This window comes from Oceanicaulis sp. HTCC2633 (assembly GCF_000152745.1).
In the GTDB taxonomy this organism is placed as follows: domain Bacteria; phylum Pseudomonadota; class Alphaproteobacteria; order Caulobacterales; family Maricaulaceae; genus Oceanicaulis.
This window is the reverse complement of the sequence record NZ_CH672428.1, coordinates 158,018-174,172: the sequence shown is the minus strand read 5'-3', so window position 1 is coordinate 174,172 and position 16,155 is coordinate 158,018. Positions and strand designations below refer to the sequence as shown.

The following is a 16,155-nucleotide window of genomic DNA, read 5'->3' as shown; positions in this document are numbered from 1 at the left end:
GCAAAGCGAAGCTTCAAAAATTAGAAGGACACACACCATGACGGCTCAACTCGTCGGGCGGCTGTCGCTCGCCCATATTCTGGCCCAGGCCGTGGCGGGCACTCCCGCTGATGGCGATCATCAGCCGATGGATTATTACCGGCTGACGCCCCGGCGGAATGACCCGCTGGTGGATGATCCCATCATCGGCTCGGACCTTCACAATGTGATGGATGCGCAGGCCCCGGCGGAGGGTCTGGTCGAGGCGTCGCTCGATCTCGCCGTGCCGCTGTGCATGAGCCAGCTCGGCCTTTATCTGCCGCATCTGCTCGGCGCCGCCGCGCCCTCCGGCTCGGGGCCGTATGAGCATGTCTTCACCTCGGGCCAGCGTGAGGTTCCAGGCGCCAGCATCATCTGGGCCGAGGGCGCGAAATGGCGCAGGGCGCACACCTGGGCGCTGCAGAGCATGGAGATCGGCGTCGCGCCGGAATCCGGGCGCCGTCAGGTCACCTTCTCCGGCCCGTGCTCGGATATCGACGATCTCACCTCCAGCCCGCTGGGCACGGCGCTCGACGCCCTGACCCGCGCCATCATGCCGGCGGGGCCGGGCGCGGTGCTGCGCTATGGCGGCACGGTCATGGCCAATGTCACGGGCGGCACGGTGCGGTATCAGCGCACCCTGACGCCCTTCCGTCCGTCCGGGCGCGCCTCCCGCACGGTGGCGGAGTTCACGCCCGAGGTTGGCGGCAATTTCACCGGCACGCTGGATCTGCGGGTGAAGGACAACGCCTTCTATGAGATCGCCCGGGCCAAAACGGCGGCGGCGCTCTCCATCGAGTATGAGCTCGGCGCAAACGCCAAGCTGGTGCTGGCCTGTCCCGCCATGCGGTTCGAGCCCACCGAGCGCGCGGTCGAGGGCGAGGGCCTGCGCACCGAATCCTACGCCTTCCGGGGCGAACAGACCGCCTCGGCCCCGGTCCTCACCGCGACGCTGACCAACAGCATCGCCAGCTATCCGGCGGGTGCGTGATGCGTTTGAACCTAAAAACCCAAAAGCGTGGCGTCTTTAAAGAGCTGGACTTCCCCGCCGTCGCGGAGGGCAAGGGGAAAGATAGGCGTTTGCCTGTCTTCAGGCTCTCACGTCCAACCACGGCCAGCTATCGCGCGGCTTGGGCGCAGGCGCGTCGAGCTGTACCGGGGCGTGACGAAGGGGAAAGCGAAGATGAGTATATCGAGCGCCTGCGGGAAACTCTGGCCGCTTACGGCGCCGATATGCCGGAGGGCCGCCTCGATCTTCAGGACCGGCTCGAAGGCGCTCTGGAAGCGATCGCTCTTACCGCTCATGCGGCGGCGCTTTTGATCGACTGGTCGGGCTTTGTCGATGAAGAAACCCAGGAAGCTCTGGAGCCGACCTTGCCCGCAATCCGCGCGGCGATGCGCGACCCTTATGTCGCGGCAAGGTTTGAGAGCTGGGCCAGCTCGGTCGTAGGGCCGATGGTTCAGGAGGGAAACGGCTGAGCGCCCTTTGCAAATACCTGTTTGCAGGGGGCGATGAGAATTGCCGCGACTGCGCCGCAATGGGCGAGGCCTGCGCCAGCGGCGGGCGGGTGCGCGATCCGCGCTGTGACGGCCCGGATGATCCGCCCAGCCATCTCTGCCCGCAGGTCGAGCACGCCCCGCATAGCTGGGCCGGTCAACGCCTGCTCGATCTGATCAAGCGCGAAACCATCCTGCGCCGCGGCTTCGCCGGGGTGGACGGGATCGACATGGAAGAGGCCCGCCGGCGTCTGCCCGACGTGCCCGACCACGAACTCAATGACCTGATCGACGCCGCCGAGGCGGGCCTGTTGGCAGGCCTCGCCCTGCGGCGTGAGCGACAGGACGGGAAAGGAGGCGCGGATGGCTCGTAATCAAAAGGCCGGGTCTGTCGTCATCCGGCTCGATCTGCGCGGTCAGGAAGAGCTGATGCGCCGTCTGGATGCGCTTGGCCCGGCGGGCGAGCGTGTCGGGCGGGATCTGTCCCGAGCCATGCAGCCCATCAAGCGCGAGGGCAAGCTCGCCAAGGCGACCATTGTCGAGCTGGGCGATGCGGTGAAGGACGCCGCCTCTGAGGCCGGGCCTTTTGGGCGGATCCTCGGTTCGCTGGGGCCATACGGTCTGGCGGCGGCGGCGGGCGTCGGTGTGGTGGCGGCGGCGATCCGGGAGGCGCTGGTCCTGATGGAGCGCGCCAACCAGACCACGGACTTTGCTGCGTCCATCACCAATGTATCCCGGGTTGCGGGTGTCAGCGCCGAGAGCGTGCTGGTTTTCCGCGATTCTCTGCGTCTGGTGCGCGGCGATGCCGGACAGGCGGATCGCGCGCTGGAAGAATTCGCCAAGCGCCTGGGCGAGTTTCGCACGCTCGGCACGGGCGAGGCGCGCGAGGGTCTGTCCGCCCTGGGGCTGGAAGCGCTGGGCGCCAGCGATTTGCCTGTCGAACAGGCGCTCGATCGCGTGCTCGAGCGTCTGGCCGAGATCGAGGATCCGGCGCGTCGTCTGGCGCTCGCGGACAAGCTGGGTCTGCGCGACGCCGCGCCCTTGCTGCAGCGCACGGGCGATGAGATCAGCCGGATCCGCGAACAGGCGGAGCTGGCCAATCAGGCGCTGACCGATGGCGCGCTCTCGCGCTTCGCCGAGGCGGCGGACCGGATTGCCGCGGCGGAACTGCGACAAGAACGCGCCCGCCAGATCCAGTCCCAAGCGCTGCTGGGCGCCGAAGAGGCCCGCCAGACCGCGCTGGCCCGGTTTGAAGAGCAGAAAGCGGCGCTTTTGCTGTCCCGGGTTGCACTGGAAGACCGCACCCTGTCCCAGCTCGAGCTGCAGGCGGACGTGCTGCAAGAGCAGATCACCCGGTATCGCAACATTCTTGGCGATGGCGCCCAGCTGGTGCGTGAACAACGCATGGCGGTCGTTGAACTCGAACGCATGGAAGACCGTCTGGGGCGGATAAACGAGGCCTTGGCCGAACGTCAGCGCATAGTGGAGCTGACGGCCCGCGCCGAGTCCGATCTCGCCGTCAGTTATGTCCGGGCCCCGTCCGAAATGCCCGGCGCATCCAATGACAACGACGCCAATCTCTCCGCCGAGCGTCGCCTCGAGCTGGAGGCGCTGATCGAGACCCGGATCCGCGGCCTGATGACGCCGGTCCAGCAACTAACCGAGCTGGAAAGCGATCTCAACGCCGCTCGCCGGGCGGGGCTGGAGATCAGCGGCGACCAGATCGCCGCCATTCTGGCGCAGGAACGCGCCCGGCTGGGCGTTGTCACGGCGCTCGAGCGTGAACTGCGCCTGCGGCAGGACCTGCTCGACATGTCGGGGGTGGTTCCGCGCCTGCGCCCGGGCAAGGCGCCCGGCGATCCGTCCGATCCGGGCGGCGCGGACAATCCGGTGATCAATACCGAAGCCGACAAGGCGAAGGAGCGCGCCTATGAGATCGCCCAGGCCCAATCGGGCCGGGCGCTGGGCGGCTTGCGCCGCATGGCCGAAGAGGCGCAGGACACCGCCGGCCAGATCGATGACCTGTCGACCGGCGCCCTGCGCATTATGGGCGGGGAGCTGCGCCTGGTCGCCGAGAACGCCCAGTCTGCAGGCGAGGCTTTCGAGAATATGGGCCGTCGCATGCTCGGCATCATGCTCGAGCTGGCTATGCAGCGTTTCGTGCTCGGCCCGATTGCGGGCGCGCTGTTTGGCCCTCTGGAAGGCCTGTTCAATCAAGGCTTCACAGGCGCGGGCGGGGCCAAGGGGCTCCCCGGTTTTGATCGCGGCTTTGAGGGCATGATCCGGGGCAATCCGGGCATTGATAACAATGTGCTGGCGCTCAATGGCCGCCCCTTCGCCCGCGTGTCGGACGGTGAAAACCTGATGATCGGCCCCAGCCTGGGCCAGCGCGCCCAGCCGAACGTCACCGTCAATGTGATCGGTGCGCCGGGCGGCGCCCGCGTCGAGAAACGCCAGGGCGCGAACGGGCTGGAGCTGGATGTCATTCTGGAGATGGTGCGCGAGACGGCGGCGAACACCGCTGTCGAGGTCTCCGCCGCCGCCGCCAAACAGACACAAAGCGGGGTGAGCCAGACGCTCGCCCAATACAACGCCCTGAAAGGCTAGGGGGGGGATCATGGCTCTGGAGGTCTGGCCCTTTGTCGGGCGACGCAAACGTCATGGCGCGACGCTGGTCGGTGCGGCAGTGATTGGCGGGCGGTCAAAATCGGGTGTCATCGCCACAGCGAATTTCTCGGGCGGCGGCTTCTGGACCGCGCGGGAAGAGTGTTCGCTGCGCACTGACGCCGTGAAGCTCGACTGGAACGGTTTCATCGATGGCTGCGATGGCGGCTCGACGCCCGTAATCGTGCCCCTGAAAAAGCGCATCACCACGCCCGAAGGTGTCAGTGCGATCGCCCTGTCTACGGATGCGGTCGCCCGCGCCACGGCGCTGAGCGTGCTGGTGACCGGCGGCGGGACGCTCAAGCGCGGCCATGTCTTCACGATCGATCATCCCGGCTGGGGGGCGCGCTTTTACCGGATCCAGTCCGCGACGGGGCAATCGGGCGGCGTCTGGTCGATCAGCGTGCGCCCGCCCTTGCGCGAAGCGGCCGCATCCGGAACCGCGCTTGATATCGCGGATCCGCGTTGCGTGATGGTCCTCGCCAATCCTGACGCCGCGACCGTGGAAGAGGATGGCGAGACGGTGATCCAGAGCCGGACCGTTGAATGGCGCGAGCATATGGAGCGGATCAATGGCGCTGTTTAGCGATGCGCAGCGCACGGCCATGCGAGAGGCGGGCAATCGTTTCGCGCTGCTGTTCCGGCTGGCGACGCCGAACCCGGTCCGGATCTGGTCGGGCCCGGGCGAATTGCCCGTCCCGTCAGATACGGTCGAGACGGTGGATGGCGCGCTCTATCAGGGCCTTGGGGCCTTGCCGGACCTGCCGACGCTGGAATCTTTGTTCAACGGCACGGCCAGCCGGATCGAGCTGTCCCTGAGCGCCCCTGATGAAGATGGCCGTCTGGCGGCGCTCGCGGAGTCCGAAGCCGTTTCTGCGCGCAATCGTCAGGCCGTCTTTGGGCTCTGGCCGCTGGACAAGCACTGGCAGCCTGTGGGCGCTGTTCGCTGGATCCGGCGCGGGGTGTCGCACGGCACGTCTGTGCAGCAGGACGGAAGGGATCCGGCGCGTCCGACCTCGACGGTCTCGATCTCCATCGGCTCGCGCTTTACCGGGCGCCGTCAGGGCAAGGCGTTTTTCTGGACCCCGAACGATCAGGCGCTCGATGCACCCGGCGATCGCGGTTTCGACAATGTGGCGGCGCTGTCTGAAGGCGTCGAAAAGAAATGGCCCAAGGCGTGAGCGCGGATCTCGCGCGCTGGCTCGATCACGCCGCCGGCGCGCGCTTCGCCAATTGCGCCGCCTTCGCCGCCGACTGGGTGGAAATGGCGACGGGCGCGCATCCCGCGCCCTGGGTGCGCGAACTCCCTGAACAGGGCTGGCGCGCTGCGCTGGCGCAACGCGGCGGCATGCGCCGCGTCATGGCGGACGTCGCCGCAGGCTGCGGCGCCCGGGTGGTTGCCTGCGCCAAGGCGCGCCCCGGCGATGTCGGGCTTGTGCTGACACGCGATCAGGACGGACGCCGGAACCGGGTCTGCGCCGTGCGCGCGCCCGCCGGCGGATGGGCGCTGTGGATGGGCCGGGATGGGCTGGTGATCACGCATGTGGAAGCGCTGAAGGTGTGGAGGGTTGTTCATGGCTGAAACCGCCGCCGCCTATATCTTCAAGGTCGTCGCCTCCACCGCGCTCAAGGCGGGCGCCTCCAAGGCGGCTGCGGCCTTCCTGGCGAAAAGCGCGGTGTTCGCCGCCAAGGTTGGCCTGACAGTTGGCGCCAGCGCCGCCCTCAATGCCGCCTTCGCGCCCCGTGTCAGCACGCCCGACAGCCGGATCGCGCAGCGCCAGCCCACGCCCGAGCGCACCGCCGCCTTTGGCCGGGTTCGCTCGGCGGGGGCCTATACGCTCTATTCCACCTCGGGCGGGGATTCCATCGACGTGCTGGCTTTTCATGACGGCCGCATCGCCGGGATCGACCAGATCTATCTTCATGATGATCCGGTGTCGCTGGGAACCGGCCCTCTGGGCGCGGGCTTTGTGCAGGGGGATTCGCGCTCGGGGCAGTATTTCGAGGCGATCTATATCGACACCCGTCTGGGGACCGCGAACCAGACCGCCTTCACCCGGGCGGCGGGCAAGGTTCCGGGTGAATGGTCATCCCAGCACTGCATGGACGGCGTCGCGGCGCTGGAGCTGTTGTGTCTCGGCCCGAAAAAGGAGCGCCTGCCCAAGGTTTATCCGCTGGGCCTGCCGCGCCCCTCGGTTGTCTATCGCGCCCAGTATTGTTTCGACGTCCGCCAGTCCGGCCAGTCGGTCGAGAACTGGCGCGGCTGGAGCCCGGGTTCGCGCAATCCGGTCCTGCAGATGGTCACCTATCTGTGCAATCCGGCGGTTCCCGATCCGTCAGAACCGGATCGCGCTTTGGGTCTGGGCATGGATTTCGACACCGAGATTGCGCCCCATCTGGACGCCTGGATGGCCGCCGCCAATGCCTGTGACCAACTCGTCCCGAAAAAGGGCGGCGGGACAGAGCCGCGCTATCAGTGCGATTTCGAGTATTTCGTGGGTGAGGAGCCGGCGGACACGATCGCGCGTTTTCTGGCGTCCTGCGATGGCTGGCTGTCGGAAACTGGCGACGGCGCCCTGACCATCAAGGTCGGCGCCTATGACGGCTCGGCGGTGGAGATCAATTCGGATTGGGTGATCGCTCACGCCATCAATCGCGGCGTTCCCGATGAACAGCTGAAGAATGTCTTTGTCGGCTTCTACACCGACCCGGACAAGAAATTCAGCCAGGTCGAGGGCGCGCCCTGGTACGATCAGGGCTCGATCGCGCTGACCGGCAAGCGCCGCTATGAGCGCGTGCCCATGACGCAGGTCCAGTCCCATGGCCAGCTGACGCGCCTGCTCAAACGCATCGCCCTGCGCCGCAATGCCGAGGCGCGCGGAACCTTGCGCCTGTCCCTGCCGGCGCTCGACCTGATGGGCGAACGCTGGCTGAAATTCCCGGCGGACTATCCCAACTCGGAGTTCCTGCGCGGCAAGATCGTGGAAGTCGAGGCGCTGGAGATTGATTTCTCTGATGGCGGCGCGGTCATCATCGACTGGGCGCTCTATGACACGGATGCGGATGCGTTCGATCCCGACGCCGAAGAGGGCGCCGCCCCGCCTGCGCCGTCCGAGAGTGAACTGTCCACCCCGCCCGTGATCGACACGGGTGATGTCAGCGCCGCGGTGGAGACTGAATCCCGCTTCGGCGGCCAGCGTCAGGCGGTGGCGGTGCTGACTTTCTCGGCGCCCGTTCGCTCATACGATATCGCCGGGGCGGGCTCGGTCGATGTGCCGCGCACGGATCTGGGCTGGCGCGTGCGCTGGCGGATCCGGCCTGATGGCGGCTGGACCGAAAGCGCGATCAGCGGCGATGTGATCGAAGGCGATGAAGTCGAGGGCTGGACCGTGCGACTGCGCACGCCGGATCTGCCCCGTGCTGCGCTCGATCTCCAGATCGCCGCGGTCGGCCCGCGCGATGACCAGGGCGACTGGTCGGACTCCGTGCAGGTGGATGTGGAGGCGGCGACTGCCCCGGCGCTGGCCGCGCCCTCCAATGTCACGGCGAGCGCGGCGCTCGAGGAAAGCGAAGGCGGGGTGAAGCGCCCGGCGCTGACCGTCAGCTTTGACGCCATCACCAGCCCCGAGGCCCAGATGGTGCTGGTCGCCATCAAGCCCGCCGGGGATCCGGACTCAAGCTTCGCCCAGATCGACGCGATCGAGCCGCGCCTCGGCGGCAAGACGATCTACACCATCCCTTATGGCCGGACGGTGGATGTGGGCCTTCAGACCTGGGCGCAATGGCGCGAGCCGTCCGGCTGGACGGTGGTCGAAGGTGTGGCGATCCCGGGTGTCATGGTCGCCTCATCTGCTGACAGCGTCGGCGGCATCCCGGCGTCAGTGGTGCAGGGCGCTCTTAATGACGCCAACCGGCTCGCCGAGGCGCTCATGTCGCTGGCGCTGGATGCGCAAGAGGAGCGTGAGCGGCGGGCGGATGATGCGCTTGTGCAGATCGCCGCGTCTCTGGGCGGGGTGCTGACAGCGGTCAATCAGGCGCGCGGTCGTGCGGATGAGCTGTTGTCTGACGCTCTGGCGCAACTGGCGACCGACGTGGACGCGGTCACGGCGAATTATGCCGCTGAAGATGCGGCGATCCGCACCGAGCTTGAGACCCGCGCAACGCTCTCCCAGGTCACGGCCCTGATCGATGACGAACGGGTCGCGCGTCAGACTGTCACCAGCGCCTTGTCGTCCGAGATCAACGTGGTGCGCAATTCCATCCCGTCGCTGTCGGGGCTGGCCACGATCACCTATGTGCAGCAGACCGTCGCCAGTGAGGCCCTGACGCGGGCCAGTGCGGTTGCTCAATTGCAAGCGCAGATCAACGCGCTCGACCCGGACGGCACCGGCCCGGACCTCTCCGCTTATGCCACGATCACCTATGTGGACAATGTGGAGGCGAGCCTGCAGGCGGCGAGCGCCACGCAACGAACCCAGATCGAGGCGGGGTTCGCGGCTGAGCTGACAAGCTATGCCAGCAAGACCGAACTGACGCAGGCCATCGCAGACGCCAACAGCGCTATTGCGGTTGATATCAACAGCCTGCAAGCGCAGATCAACGCGCTCGACCCGGACGGCACCGGCCCGGACCTGAGCGCCTATGCGACGATCAATTATGTGGACACGGTCGAGGCGGGATTGCAGGCTGCGAGCGCCACGGCAGTCGCTCAGTTGCAAGCCCAGATCGACGCCCTGGACCCGACCGGCGAAGGCCCGGACCTGAGCGCCTATGCGACGATCACTTACGTGGATGCAGTCGCAGTCAGCTTGCAGCAAGCCTCAGCGACGGCGGTGTCGGGCCTGCAAGCACAGATCGATCAGATCAATGACGATGCGCCGGACCTGTCCGCCTACGCCACGATCACCTATGTGGATGCGGTCGAGGCGGCGATTGGCGCGGCGCGGGCCTCGGCGCTCGCCACGCTGGAAGCCGGGCTGGATGGTCAGATTGATGCGGTTTCAACTGATCTGGCGCTAGTGCAGTCGGAAATCGCCACCAAGCTGGCCACGCGGTTGCTCGGCGTCGCGGCAGGCGCGGGCGCTGCGGGCGTGCAGATCGCGGCTTCGGATATCAACGGCGTCGCCGCCTCGGAAATTCGCCACTACGCCCAGCGTTTCGCCTGGGGTCTGACGATCGACGATCCGCGCTTCTTTATCGATGCGGTCAATAACGTGCTCTACGCCACGAACGCGGCGGGCGATGTGCGTACGTTCGAGGTGGATTTCGCCAACAATGGGCGCGGCTATTTCCGCAAGTCGAACGGGCAGATGCAGTTTGACACCGAGCTGGGTTTGTTCCGCAACGGTATCGCGCCGGGCGAGCTGGGCGGTCGGCGTCGGGCCTATGTGGCGGCGCATGATCTGGTGTCGAGCGGGGTCAGCGCCCGCACGCCCGCCCAGTTCAACACCCTGACGCTGACGACGCCGGGCGTCACGGTCTTGTCTGGCGATGAGGTCGATATTGATCTGAGCTATCGCTGCCGCGCCGTAAACAACACCTTCGCCTATTTCTTCTTTCAGGATCAGTTGGCGATTGAGTGGTTCAACGGCTCGATCTGGCAAACACATATCGTCTTTGACAAGGCCAATCGCGTCCATCGCGCCACGGGCAATGTGGGCGCCGTGCCGAACACCTATGGCGCCAATGAGCCGCTGGATGAAGACGCAGCCCAATCCCTGCCATGGACGGCGGACCTGTCCCAGACGATCCGCGCCAGGGTCGTCATCAGCGCCCGCGGCGCGATGAGCAATGGATACGCTGTTGAGAGCCCGAACGACACGCTGATGCGGTCATTCCTGCAGCTCGTTGGCGTCAATCTCAAGATCAGAGCCGACGCATCCGGCCCGTTCGAAACGGCCTAGAGGATTAGACATGAGCAATGAAACCTTTGCATCTGGCCTTGCCGCAGTCGTGTCCGGCGTGGCGTCGGGCGCGTTGACCGAGGCTGAGGCCGAAACCGAAATCCTGTCGCTGACCAACGCCCTGATCGGCCTGTCTGTCAGCAACCCACAACTCTCCTCTCGCGTGGTGGATTTCCTCGCGCGGATCGAGGGCGCGTTGATCAAATCCGGCCCGCCTCTGGCGGATGAGGGCCGGGTGGGGGCGCTGGCCTTTAGTGTGGATGAACGGGCGTTCTATGGCCCGAAAACCGCGTCGGGCTGGGGCGAGCCGTCTGTTGTTCTGGATGGTGATGACGCTGAAATCGTGTCGATTGACGTGGTCATGCTTGCGCCCGGCGCGGCTCCCGAGGTCATCAACAACGGCACAACGCGCCGGGCCGAATTGGTGTTTCGGATTCCGCGCGGTGAGAAAGGCGACAAAGGCGACACCGGCACGCTGGAAGTGGCCGAAGTTCTCACCGGCAATCCCGGCACGGATGTGGTGATCGAGAATATCGGCACGGCCCAAGCCGCCCAACTGCGCATCACAATCCCGCGCGGTGATAAGGGCGACAAAGGCGCCCGCGCCACAATCCAGATCAGCGCCATCACCATCATCGCCGCCGATCAGCCCCCGGCGATCCGCAATGTTGGCGATGAGTTCGATGCGGTGTTCGAGCTGGATATTCCGCGCGGTCTGACAGGGACGGTGCTGAACAGCTTCAAGGGCGTCTATGACGCCAGCACGACCTATCAGGCGGGCGATATCGTCACCCTGTTCGGTGAAACGTACATCGCCGCTGATGGCGTTACGAACCTTGTGGGGGTGACGCCAGAAGAGTTGTCGCCGTCCTGGGACGTGCTTTTGAAGCGCGACGATAACGCCGAGGGCGAAACCGTCCTTACGTCTGACACGGTCCTGACCGCCGAGATCGCCCCGCCCGCCTTGCCGGTGCGGCTGGATGCGTCGGGCGCAACAGACAGCACCATCACGATCACCTTGCCCGATGACCGGCCTGCGGGCTGGCGGCGCGACCTGTTTGTCGGCGGCGGCAAGGTGATCCTCGCACCCGGTAACAACACGCTGATCGTTGATGGTGAGGTGATCGACACCGCCGCCGATACGCCCGTGCTCTTCGCCGGTTCACGCATCACCCTGCTCGCCACGGGCGCGGGCATTGTTCAGAGGTTTTTGTAATGGCTGAGATTGATCTGGGATACCGGGCTGGCGGTGGCTTGCCCATCGGCGCTCATATTGGCATCGAGCAGGGCGCATCCGCGCCGCCCGGCTTTATCCGTCGCGGTACGGCGCAAACCCTGTTGCAGTCCGCTTACCCGGATTTGTTCGATCAGATCGGGTTGAAGCCTAACAATGCGCCGACAGGCGTCTGGACGGTAAACACCAGCGTTTCAAGCTCTTTCAGCGTTGCGCTTAATTCTGCTGGTTACGGCAATGGGTACTACGTCGCAGTGGGCGATCAAGGACACCTTTGGTACGCGACTGATCCAACCGGCACTTGGACCCGCAACGCGACCGACTTCATGAACAACAACCTCGAATATGTCGCTTATGACGAGGTGACTGGATACTGGATCGCTAACGGACCGTCGAATATATGGTACGCGACTGATCCAACCGGCACTTGGACCCTGAAGAGTGGGTATACGTCAAACTCTTTCACGAAATGGATCAGGTTTGGCGATTATCTTGTGTGGGTCAGATACAGTGGCACAACCTCTTATCTTTATTATACCACGAGCCCGGAAATCACGCCCACATTGCTATCCTTTAGTGGCGTATCATCTGGCAACGTGGCGACGCTCGGGACAAATGGCGCACAGATCGTTGTTTGTGGCTTTGACGGGAAAATTCTTGTCAGCGATGATCTTTTCACCGGTTGGGTTGATGTAAGCGTCGGGACGACAGCAAACGATTGGGGCGAGCCGCATTACGCCCATGGCCAGTGGTTTGTGTTTAACGGTCAGAATTATGCGACCGCGACCGACCCGTTTGGAACGTGGGCTATAGCCCAAACCACGGGCCTAAATGTCAACATTCAGTCTAATGTGAATTCGGTCGTCTTTGATGGCGATGCAGAATATTGGGTCCACGCATCGAATGAGGTGCGTGTAGGCCCTGATGTTCGCACAAGCCCTCTGACGGTTTCAGCCCTGACAACGAGTTCCCAAAGTCGCGGCGTGGCAATCACCCCTGAATACTGGATACTTGTCGGCAGCACTGGGCAAATCTGGACCCAGCCTCGCCAGAGCTACAATCCCGCCACTCAATTTCACCTGCCCGCCCGTCAGCACACCAATGACGGCCTGCAACTGGCCATCAAGGCGGAGTGATCGTGATGCAGTATTATCAACTCGATACGATGGGCGTGCTGGTTTCCGGCCCGCACGTCATCACCGATTTGCGCAAGCCTCTGCCCGAAAGAGCCGTGCAGACTGATCTGACGCCCCCAACGCCGGGCGAAGGCGAAGTCGTGATCTGGCTGGGTAGTAGCTGGGCGACTGGCCCGCGCCCAACGCGGACGGCGCCGCCAGCGCGGTTGCCGACGCTCTCGCATCTGCAATTCCTGCGCCTCCTGCGCCCCGTGCAAACCGGGCGCTGGCGGCGCCGGGTCAAGGCGGCGCTAGAGGCGGACCCTGTGACCGCAATGGATGACGTGATTGTCGCCGCTGATCAGCATTTTGCGGCTGCGCAAGCGGTCGAGATGGACCACGCGGACACGCAAGCCGCGCTCTACGTCATGTATGTGGAAGGCGCTTTCGGGCCGTATTTCGACGGAACCGGCGAGCCATCGCCTGAACAGCTCGCCGCGATTGCGGAAGCGGATCGCGTGGCGGCGGCGATCGAGCCGACCTGATCCCAAGCTCTAACCCCTTAATTCAACCCAAGTCCCAAGAAAGGACACGACCATGACCAAGAAAACCAAAGCCGACCTGAAAGCCCAGACCGCCGCCCATGACGCCGAAGAACTGGCGCCGCTGATCGACGCCTTGAAACCCCTGATCGCCGCCGCGCAGCGCGATGATCTGGACCCGGTTGGCGCTGAAGGCGTGAAGAAACTCGCCACGATCCGCGCTCATGCTCAAGTGCTGGCCAATGCGTTCGGGCTGGAATTCAAGGCGCCGGCTCAAGCCAAGGCGTAGCGGGTCAGGGCATCCCGCCTTCACTCATTAAGCCTTTTGTTCGCCCGCCCTTGGCGGGTTTTTTTGTGCCTGCGTCATGGCAATGGGAGCCCGGCGTTATGCCTGATGACCTTACACACGCCGAGTTGATGGCCGAGCTCAAGGCTGAGATCGCGGCCGCTCGCGAGGCTGCGGATCGAGCGGCTAGGGCGGCCGCACCCGCCCGGCGGGCAGGACAGCTCCACCTGCACCGCTGGGTCATGATCTCTCAACTGCAATCCTGATCGCCAGTTCATCGCCGCGTCCTCTGTCGGGGGCAGGGAGTGAACATCATGAGAACATCCCTTGTCTAGCCCGCCCGCTCAGGCGGGCTTTTTCATGCCTGCGTCACAGTCAAAAGGACCTGACATGCCCCATCGTTTTATTCATGCGGCGGAGAGCGCGTGGCGCTTCATCGTGGCGCTTTATGAGCCGGTCATCTTTTACGTCGCTGTCATGGCGGCGGGCGCGCTCGCCACGGCGCAATCGGTCGGCGCGATCGCGCAGGAGCTGAATCTGTGGTGGGTGCTCGAGCTCGCCGCCTATGCCTGCGGATCATTCGGGGATCTGCACTCGCGGGGGCGGGCCTATGCCAAGCTGCCGCCGGATCAGCGCGCCAGCCGGTTGCGCGAGTGGAAATCGCGCCTCGGCCTGGCCGCGATCGGGCTTGCGGGCGGGGTGTTCTTTTCCTTGCCCGTACATGTGTTCCTCGAGCAATGGGGCGAGCTCGGCCATGCCTTCGGCCCGGTCGCGAACTTCCTTCTGGTGCTGATCGCGGTTCCCGTGATCGACGGCTTTCGCGGCGTGTTCCGGATCCTGTCGGGCGCCAGCTCTCAGGAAGCCTTCGCCGGGCTGGTGATCGGCTGGGCGCAACGCCGGGCCGGCGCTGCGCAGAGATCCCGGGCACCGGCGTCGGCGCCGCCCCCTGCGCCCCGGACCCCGCCCTCTGATTCCAACGGGGAGGGGTGATCATGCCGGTCATGGATCACGCCCTCGCCGGGCGCCTGCCGCTCGATTATCGCTGGCTCGCCACAGTGCCCGGCCCGCCCATCTTGCGCGAGGCGCTGGCGCTTTATGGCGTGCAAGAGGTGAGTGGGGCGGGGAGTAATCCCGAGATTATTGCCTGGCGCGATGAGCTGATCACGGCGCGTCCGGATCTCGATTGGGTGCGTGAGGTCTACATTGATGACGGCGTGCCCTGGTGCGGCTTGTTTGTCGCCATCTGCGCCCATCGCGCCGGTCATCGAGAGATCGCACCGAGCTTCCTGTCGGCCCGCGCCTGGCGCCGGTTCGGCACGGGCGTGGCCTCGGGCCAGCCCGTGGTGGGCGACATGCTGGTGTTCTGGCGCGGATCCCCGAACGGCACGGCGGGGCATGTGGGCTTTTACGTGGGCGAGGACGCGACCCACTACCACGTCCTCGGCGGCAACCAGTCCGATTCCGTCTCGATCATGCGGATCCGGCGCGCGCGCCTGCTCTATGACGGCGTGCGCCGTCCGCTCCCCGTCGCCGGCGGGCATCCCGGCTGGGGTCGCCCCATGATCCTTACCGCCAGCGCCGCTGACGATACCGAGAACGAGGCGTAGGCCGCGCCGCGCCCGTCCGCTCATCCCTTCACATCAAAGGAGACTGACCATGCTTGGCCATGCGATCCGGGTTGGCGAGAGCCTGCTCGTTCTGTTCTTCATCGCCTGCCTCTTCACCCTTCTGGGCTGGGGCGGCTGGGCGATCGCGCTGACGGCGCTCCTCGCCGCCCTCTTCTGGTTCCTGCGCCCCTATCTCTGGGCGCGTCTTGAGGCGCTCATAGAGTGGGTGTTCGGATGAGCTGGGGCCTCGGCTTTGCCGGCGGCGTCGGCTTCATCACCGGCGCGGCGGTGCTTCTGTTCATCGGCGCGCCGCCCTTCGCCCCGTCTTACCTGAACATGCACGCCAGGCTCTATGAGGAGTCCCGGCTCGCCCAGGCGCAGGCCGGCCGCGCCGAGGGCGAGGCGGAGAACCGCAAGACCGAACAGATCCAGGCCGCCGCCTCGGTGACGGGCCAGCGCACGGCGTGCGCTGATCAGCTCGACGCCCAGGCGCGCGTCTATGAAACCGCCCTTGACCAGATGGAGGCCCGCTATGCCGGGACTGAGAACGCTTGCCCTGTCGATCGCCGCCTTGTCCCTGTGCACGGGCTGTATGAGCCCCGTCCGCCCGAGCTGGCGGACGGTTGAAGCGGTCGCGCCGATCGCGCCGCCGCCCGAGGTGTGCGCGGATCCAGCGCCCGAACCCTTGCCGCCCGAGGGCGCGGCCTATCCCGAGCCTGTGACGCCGGCGGAGATCCGCGCCGAGGCGCGGCTCACCGCCTTTCTGGCGCGTCACCGCGCCTGGGGGATCGAGGGCTGGGCCGTCGCCGCCGCCGCGCGGAAGGCGAGTTGCGCTGACACAAACGCGTCATAAGCGACTTGCGTAATGCGGGAAAAAGTGCGAGCTAAAACGCGCTTTAAAAGAACAGGGGGACTGTGATGAAAGCACTTAAATATGCAGCACTCATCGGGGCTTGCGCCCTTCTGACCGCATGCGCCGGACGCGCGAATTCTGTTGCGCCTGTCGCCGTTTCATCGACCGAGTATGCAGGCTGGACGTGTGAAGACACCCGGGGCGAGCTTGATGCGGCGCGTCAACGCGAGAACGCTCTGGCCCGACGCCAGAACAATGCCGCGACGGCGGATGCGGCGGGCGTGTTCCTGGTGCTGCTGCCGCTCGGGTCTGTATTCGGCGGCGATGTGTCCGGCGAGCTGGCCCAGGCCAAGGGCGAAGTGAACGCCCTCGAGCGCGCCGTGACGGCGAACTGTCGCTCTGAAGCCGAAGCGATGGGCGTGGCCGGCTGATCCTC

Annotated in this window: 18 protein-coding genes; all 18 read left to right on the top strand. The window is 65.5% G+C overall.

Annotated features, from left to right (window positions below; all coding sequences use genetic code 11):
* The first annotated feature begins 37 nt into the window (after positions 1 to 37).
* The 18 genes from OA2633_RS00890 (at position 38) to OA2633_RS15060 (ending at position 16,150) form a co-directional block, all read left to right on the top strand.
* Positions 38 to 1,009 (top strand): phage tail tube protein, encoded by a 972-nt coding sequence (locus OA2633_RS00890; protein WP_009800580.1) that lies wholly within the window; start codon positions 38 to 40, stop codon positions 1,007 to 1,009.
* Between the two features lie 89 nt (positions 1,010 to 1,098).
* Positions 1,099 to 1,497 carry a hypothetical protein gene (locus OA2633_RS00885; RefSeq protein WP_206740481.1) on the top strand — a complete coding sequence of 133 codons (399 nt, stop codon included), beginning with the start codon at positions 1,099 to 1,101 and terminating at the stop codon, positions 1,495 to 1,497.
* Positions 1,498 to 1,556: 59 nt separating this feature from the next.
* Positions 1,557 to 1,889: a hypothetical protein gene (locus OA2633_RS00880; protein WP_009800578.1), complete on the top strand. Its 333-nt coding sequence runs from the start codon at positions 1,557 to 1,559 to the stop codon at positions 1,887 to 1,889.
* A complete protein-coding gene (locus OA2633_RS00875; protein ID WP_009800577.1) occupies positions 1,879 to 4,122 on the top strand; it encodes a hypothetical protein in 2,244 nt (747 codons plus the stop codon). Before OA2633_RS00880 ends, OA2633_RS00875 begins: the two co-directional genes overlap by 11 nt.
* 10 nt (positions 4,123 to 4,132) lie before the next feature.
* Positions 4,133 to 4,765: a hypothetical protein gene (locus OA2633_RS15065; protein ID WP_009800576.1), complete on the top strand. Its 633-nt coding sequence runs from the start codon at positions 4,133 to 4,135 to the stop codon at positions 4,763 to 4,765.
* A complete protein-coding gene (locus OA2633_RS00865) occupies positions 4,752 to 5,360 on the top strand; it encodes a hypothetical protein (RefSeq protein WP_009800575.1) in 609 nt (202 codons plus the stop codon). The genes OA2633_RS15065 and OA2633_RS00865 overlap by 14 nt, the downstream gene beginning before the upstream one ends.
* Entirely contained in the window at positions 5,357 to 5,761 is a 405-nt protein-coding gene (locus OA2633_RS00860) for a hypothetical protein (protein ID WP_156776022.1), read from the top strand. The genes OA2633_RS00865 and OA2633_RS00860 overlap by 4 nt, the downstream gene beginning before the upstream one ends.
* Entirely contained in the window at positions 5,754 to 10,082 is a 4,329-nt protein-coding gene (locus OA2633_RS00855) for a hypothetical protein (RefSeq protein ID WP_009800573.1), read from the top strand. Before OA2633_RS00860 ends, OA2633_RS00855 begins: the two co-directional genes overlap by 8 nt.
* 10 nt (positions 10,083 to 10,092) lie before the next feature.
* On the top strand, positions 10,093 to 11,298 hold the full coding sequence (locus OA2633_RS00850; protein ID WP_009800572.1) for a hypothetical protein: 1,206 nt from the start codon (positions 10,093 to 10,095) through the stop codon (positions 11,296 to 11,298).
* On the top strand, positions 11,298 to 12,452 hold the full coding sequence (locus OA2633_RS00845; protein WP_009800571.1) for a hypothetical protein: 1,155 nt from the start codon (positions 11,298 to 11,300) through the stop codon (positions 12,450 to 12,452). Before OA2633_RS00850 ends, OA2633_RS00845 begins: the two co-directional genes overlap by 1 nt.
* 5 nt (positions 12,453 to 12,457) lie before the next feature.
* Positions 12,458 to 12,976, top strand: a complete 519-nt coding sequence (locus OA2633_RS00840; RefSeq protein ID WP_156776020.1) for a hypothetical protein — start codon at positions 12,458 to 12,460, stop codon at positions 12,974 to 12,976.
* Between the two features lie 52 nt (positions 12,977 to 13,028).
* Positions 13,029 to 13,262, top strand: a complete 234-nt coding sequence (locus OA2633_RS00835) for a hypothetical protein (RefSeq protein ID WP_009800569.1) — start codon at positions 13,029 to 13,031, stop codon at positions 13,260 to 13,262.
* Positions 13,263 to 13,649: 387 nt separating this feature from the next.
* A complete protein-coding gene (locus OA2633_RS00830; protein WP_009800567.1) occupies positions 13,650 to 14,249 on the top strand; it encodes a hypothetical protein in 600 nt (199 codons plus the stop codon).
* Between the two features lie 2 nt (positions 14,250 to 14,251).
* The gene (locus OA2633_RS00825) at positions 14,252 to 14,866 is read left to right on the top strand and encodes a TIGR02594 family protein (protein ID WP_009800566.1); all 615 of its coding nucleotides are present in this window, start codon (positions 14,252 to 14,254) and stop codon (positions 14,864 to 14,866) included.
* A gap of 49 nt (positions 14,867 to 14,915) precedes the next feature.
* Positions 14,916 to 15,104 carry a hypothetical protein gene (locus OA2633_RS00820; protein ID WP_009800565.1) on the top strand — a complete coding sequence of 63 codons (189 nt, stop codon included), beginning with the start codon at positions 14,916 to 14,918 and terminating at the stop codon, positions 15,102 to 15,104.
* Positions 15,101 to 15,493, top strand: a complete 393-nt coding sequence (locus tag OA2633_RS00815; RefSeq protein ID WP_009800564.1) for a hypothetical protein — start codon at positions 15,101 to 15,103, stop codon at positions 15,491 to 15,493. Before OA2633_RS00820 ends, OA2633_RS00815 begins: the two co-directional genes overlap by 4 nt.
* Complete coding sequence (locus OA2633_RS00810; protein WP_009800563.1) at positions 15,459 to 15,719, top strand: hypothetical protein; 261 nt, start codon at positions 15,459 to 15,461, stop codon at positions 15,717 to 15,719. The genes OA2633_RS00815 and OA2633_RS00810 overlap by 35 nt, the downstream gene beginning before the upstream one ends.
* Positions 15,720 to 15,784: 65 nt before the next feature.
* Positions 15,785 to 16,150, top strand: coding sequence for a hypothetical protein (locus tag OA2633_RS15060; RefSeq protein ID WP_009800562.1), 366 nt, complete (start codon positions 15,785 to 15,787; stop codon positions 16,148 to 16,150).
* The last annotated feature ends 5 nt before the right edge of the window (positions 16,151 to 16,155 follow it).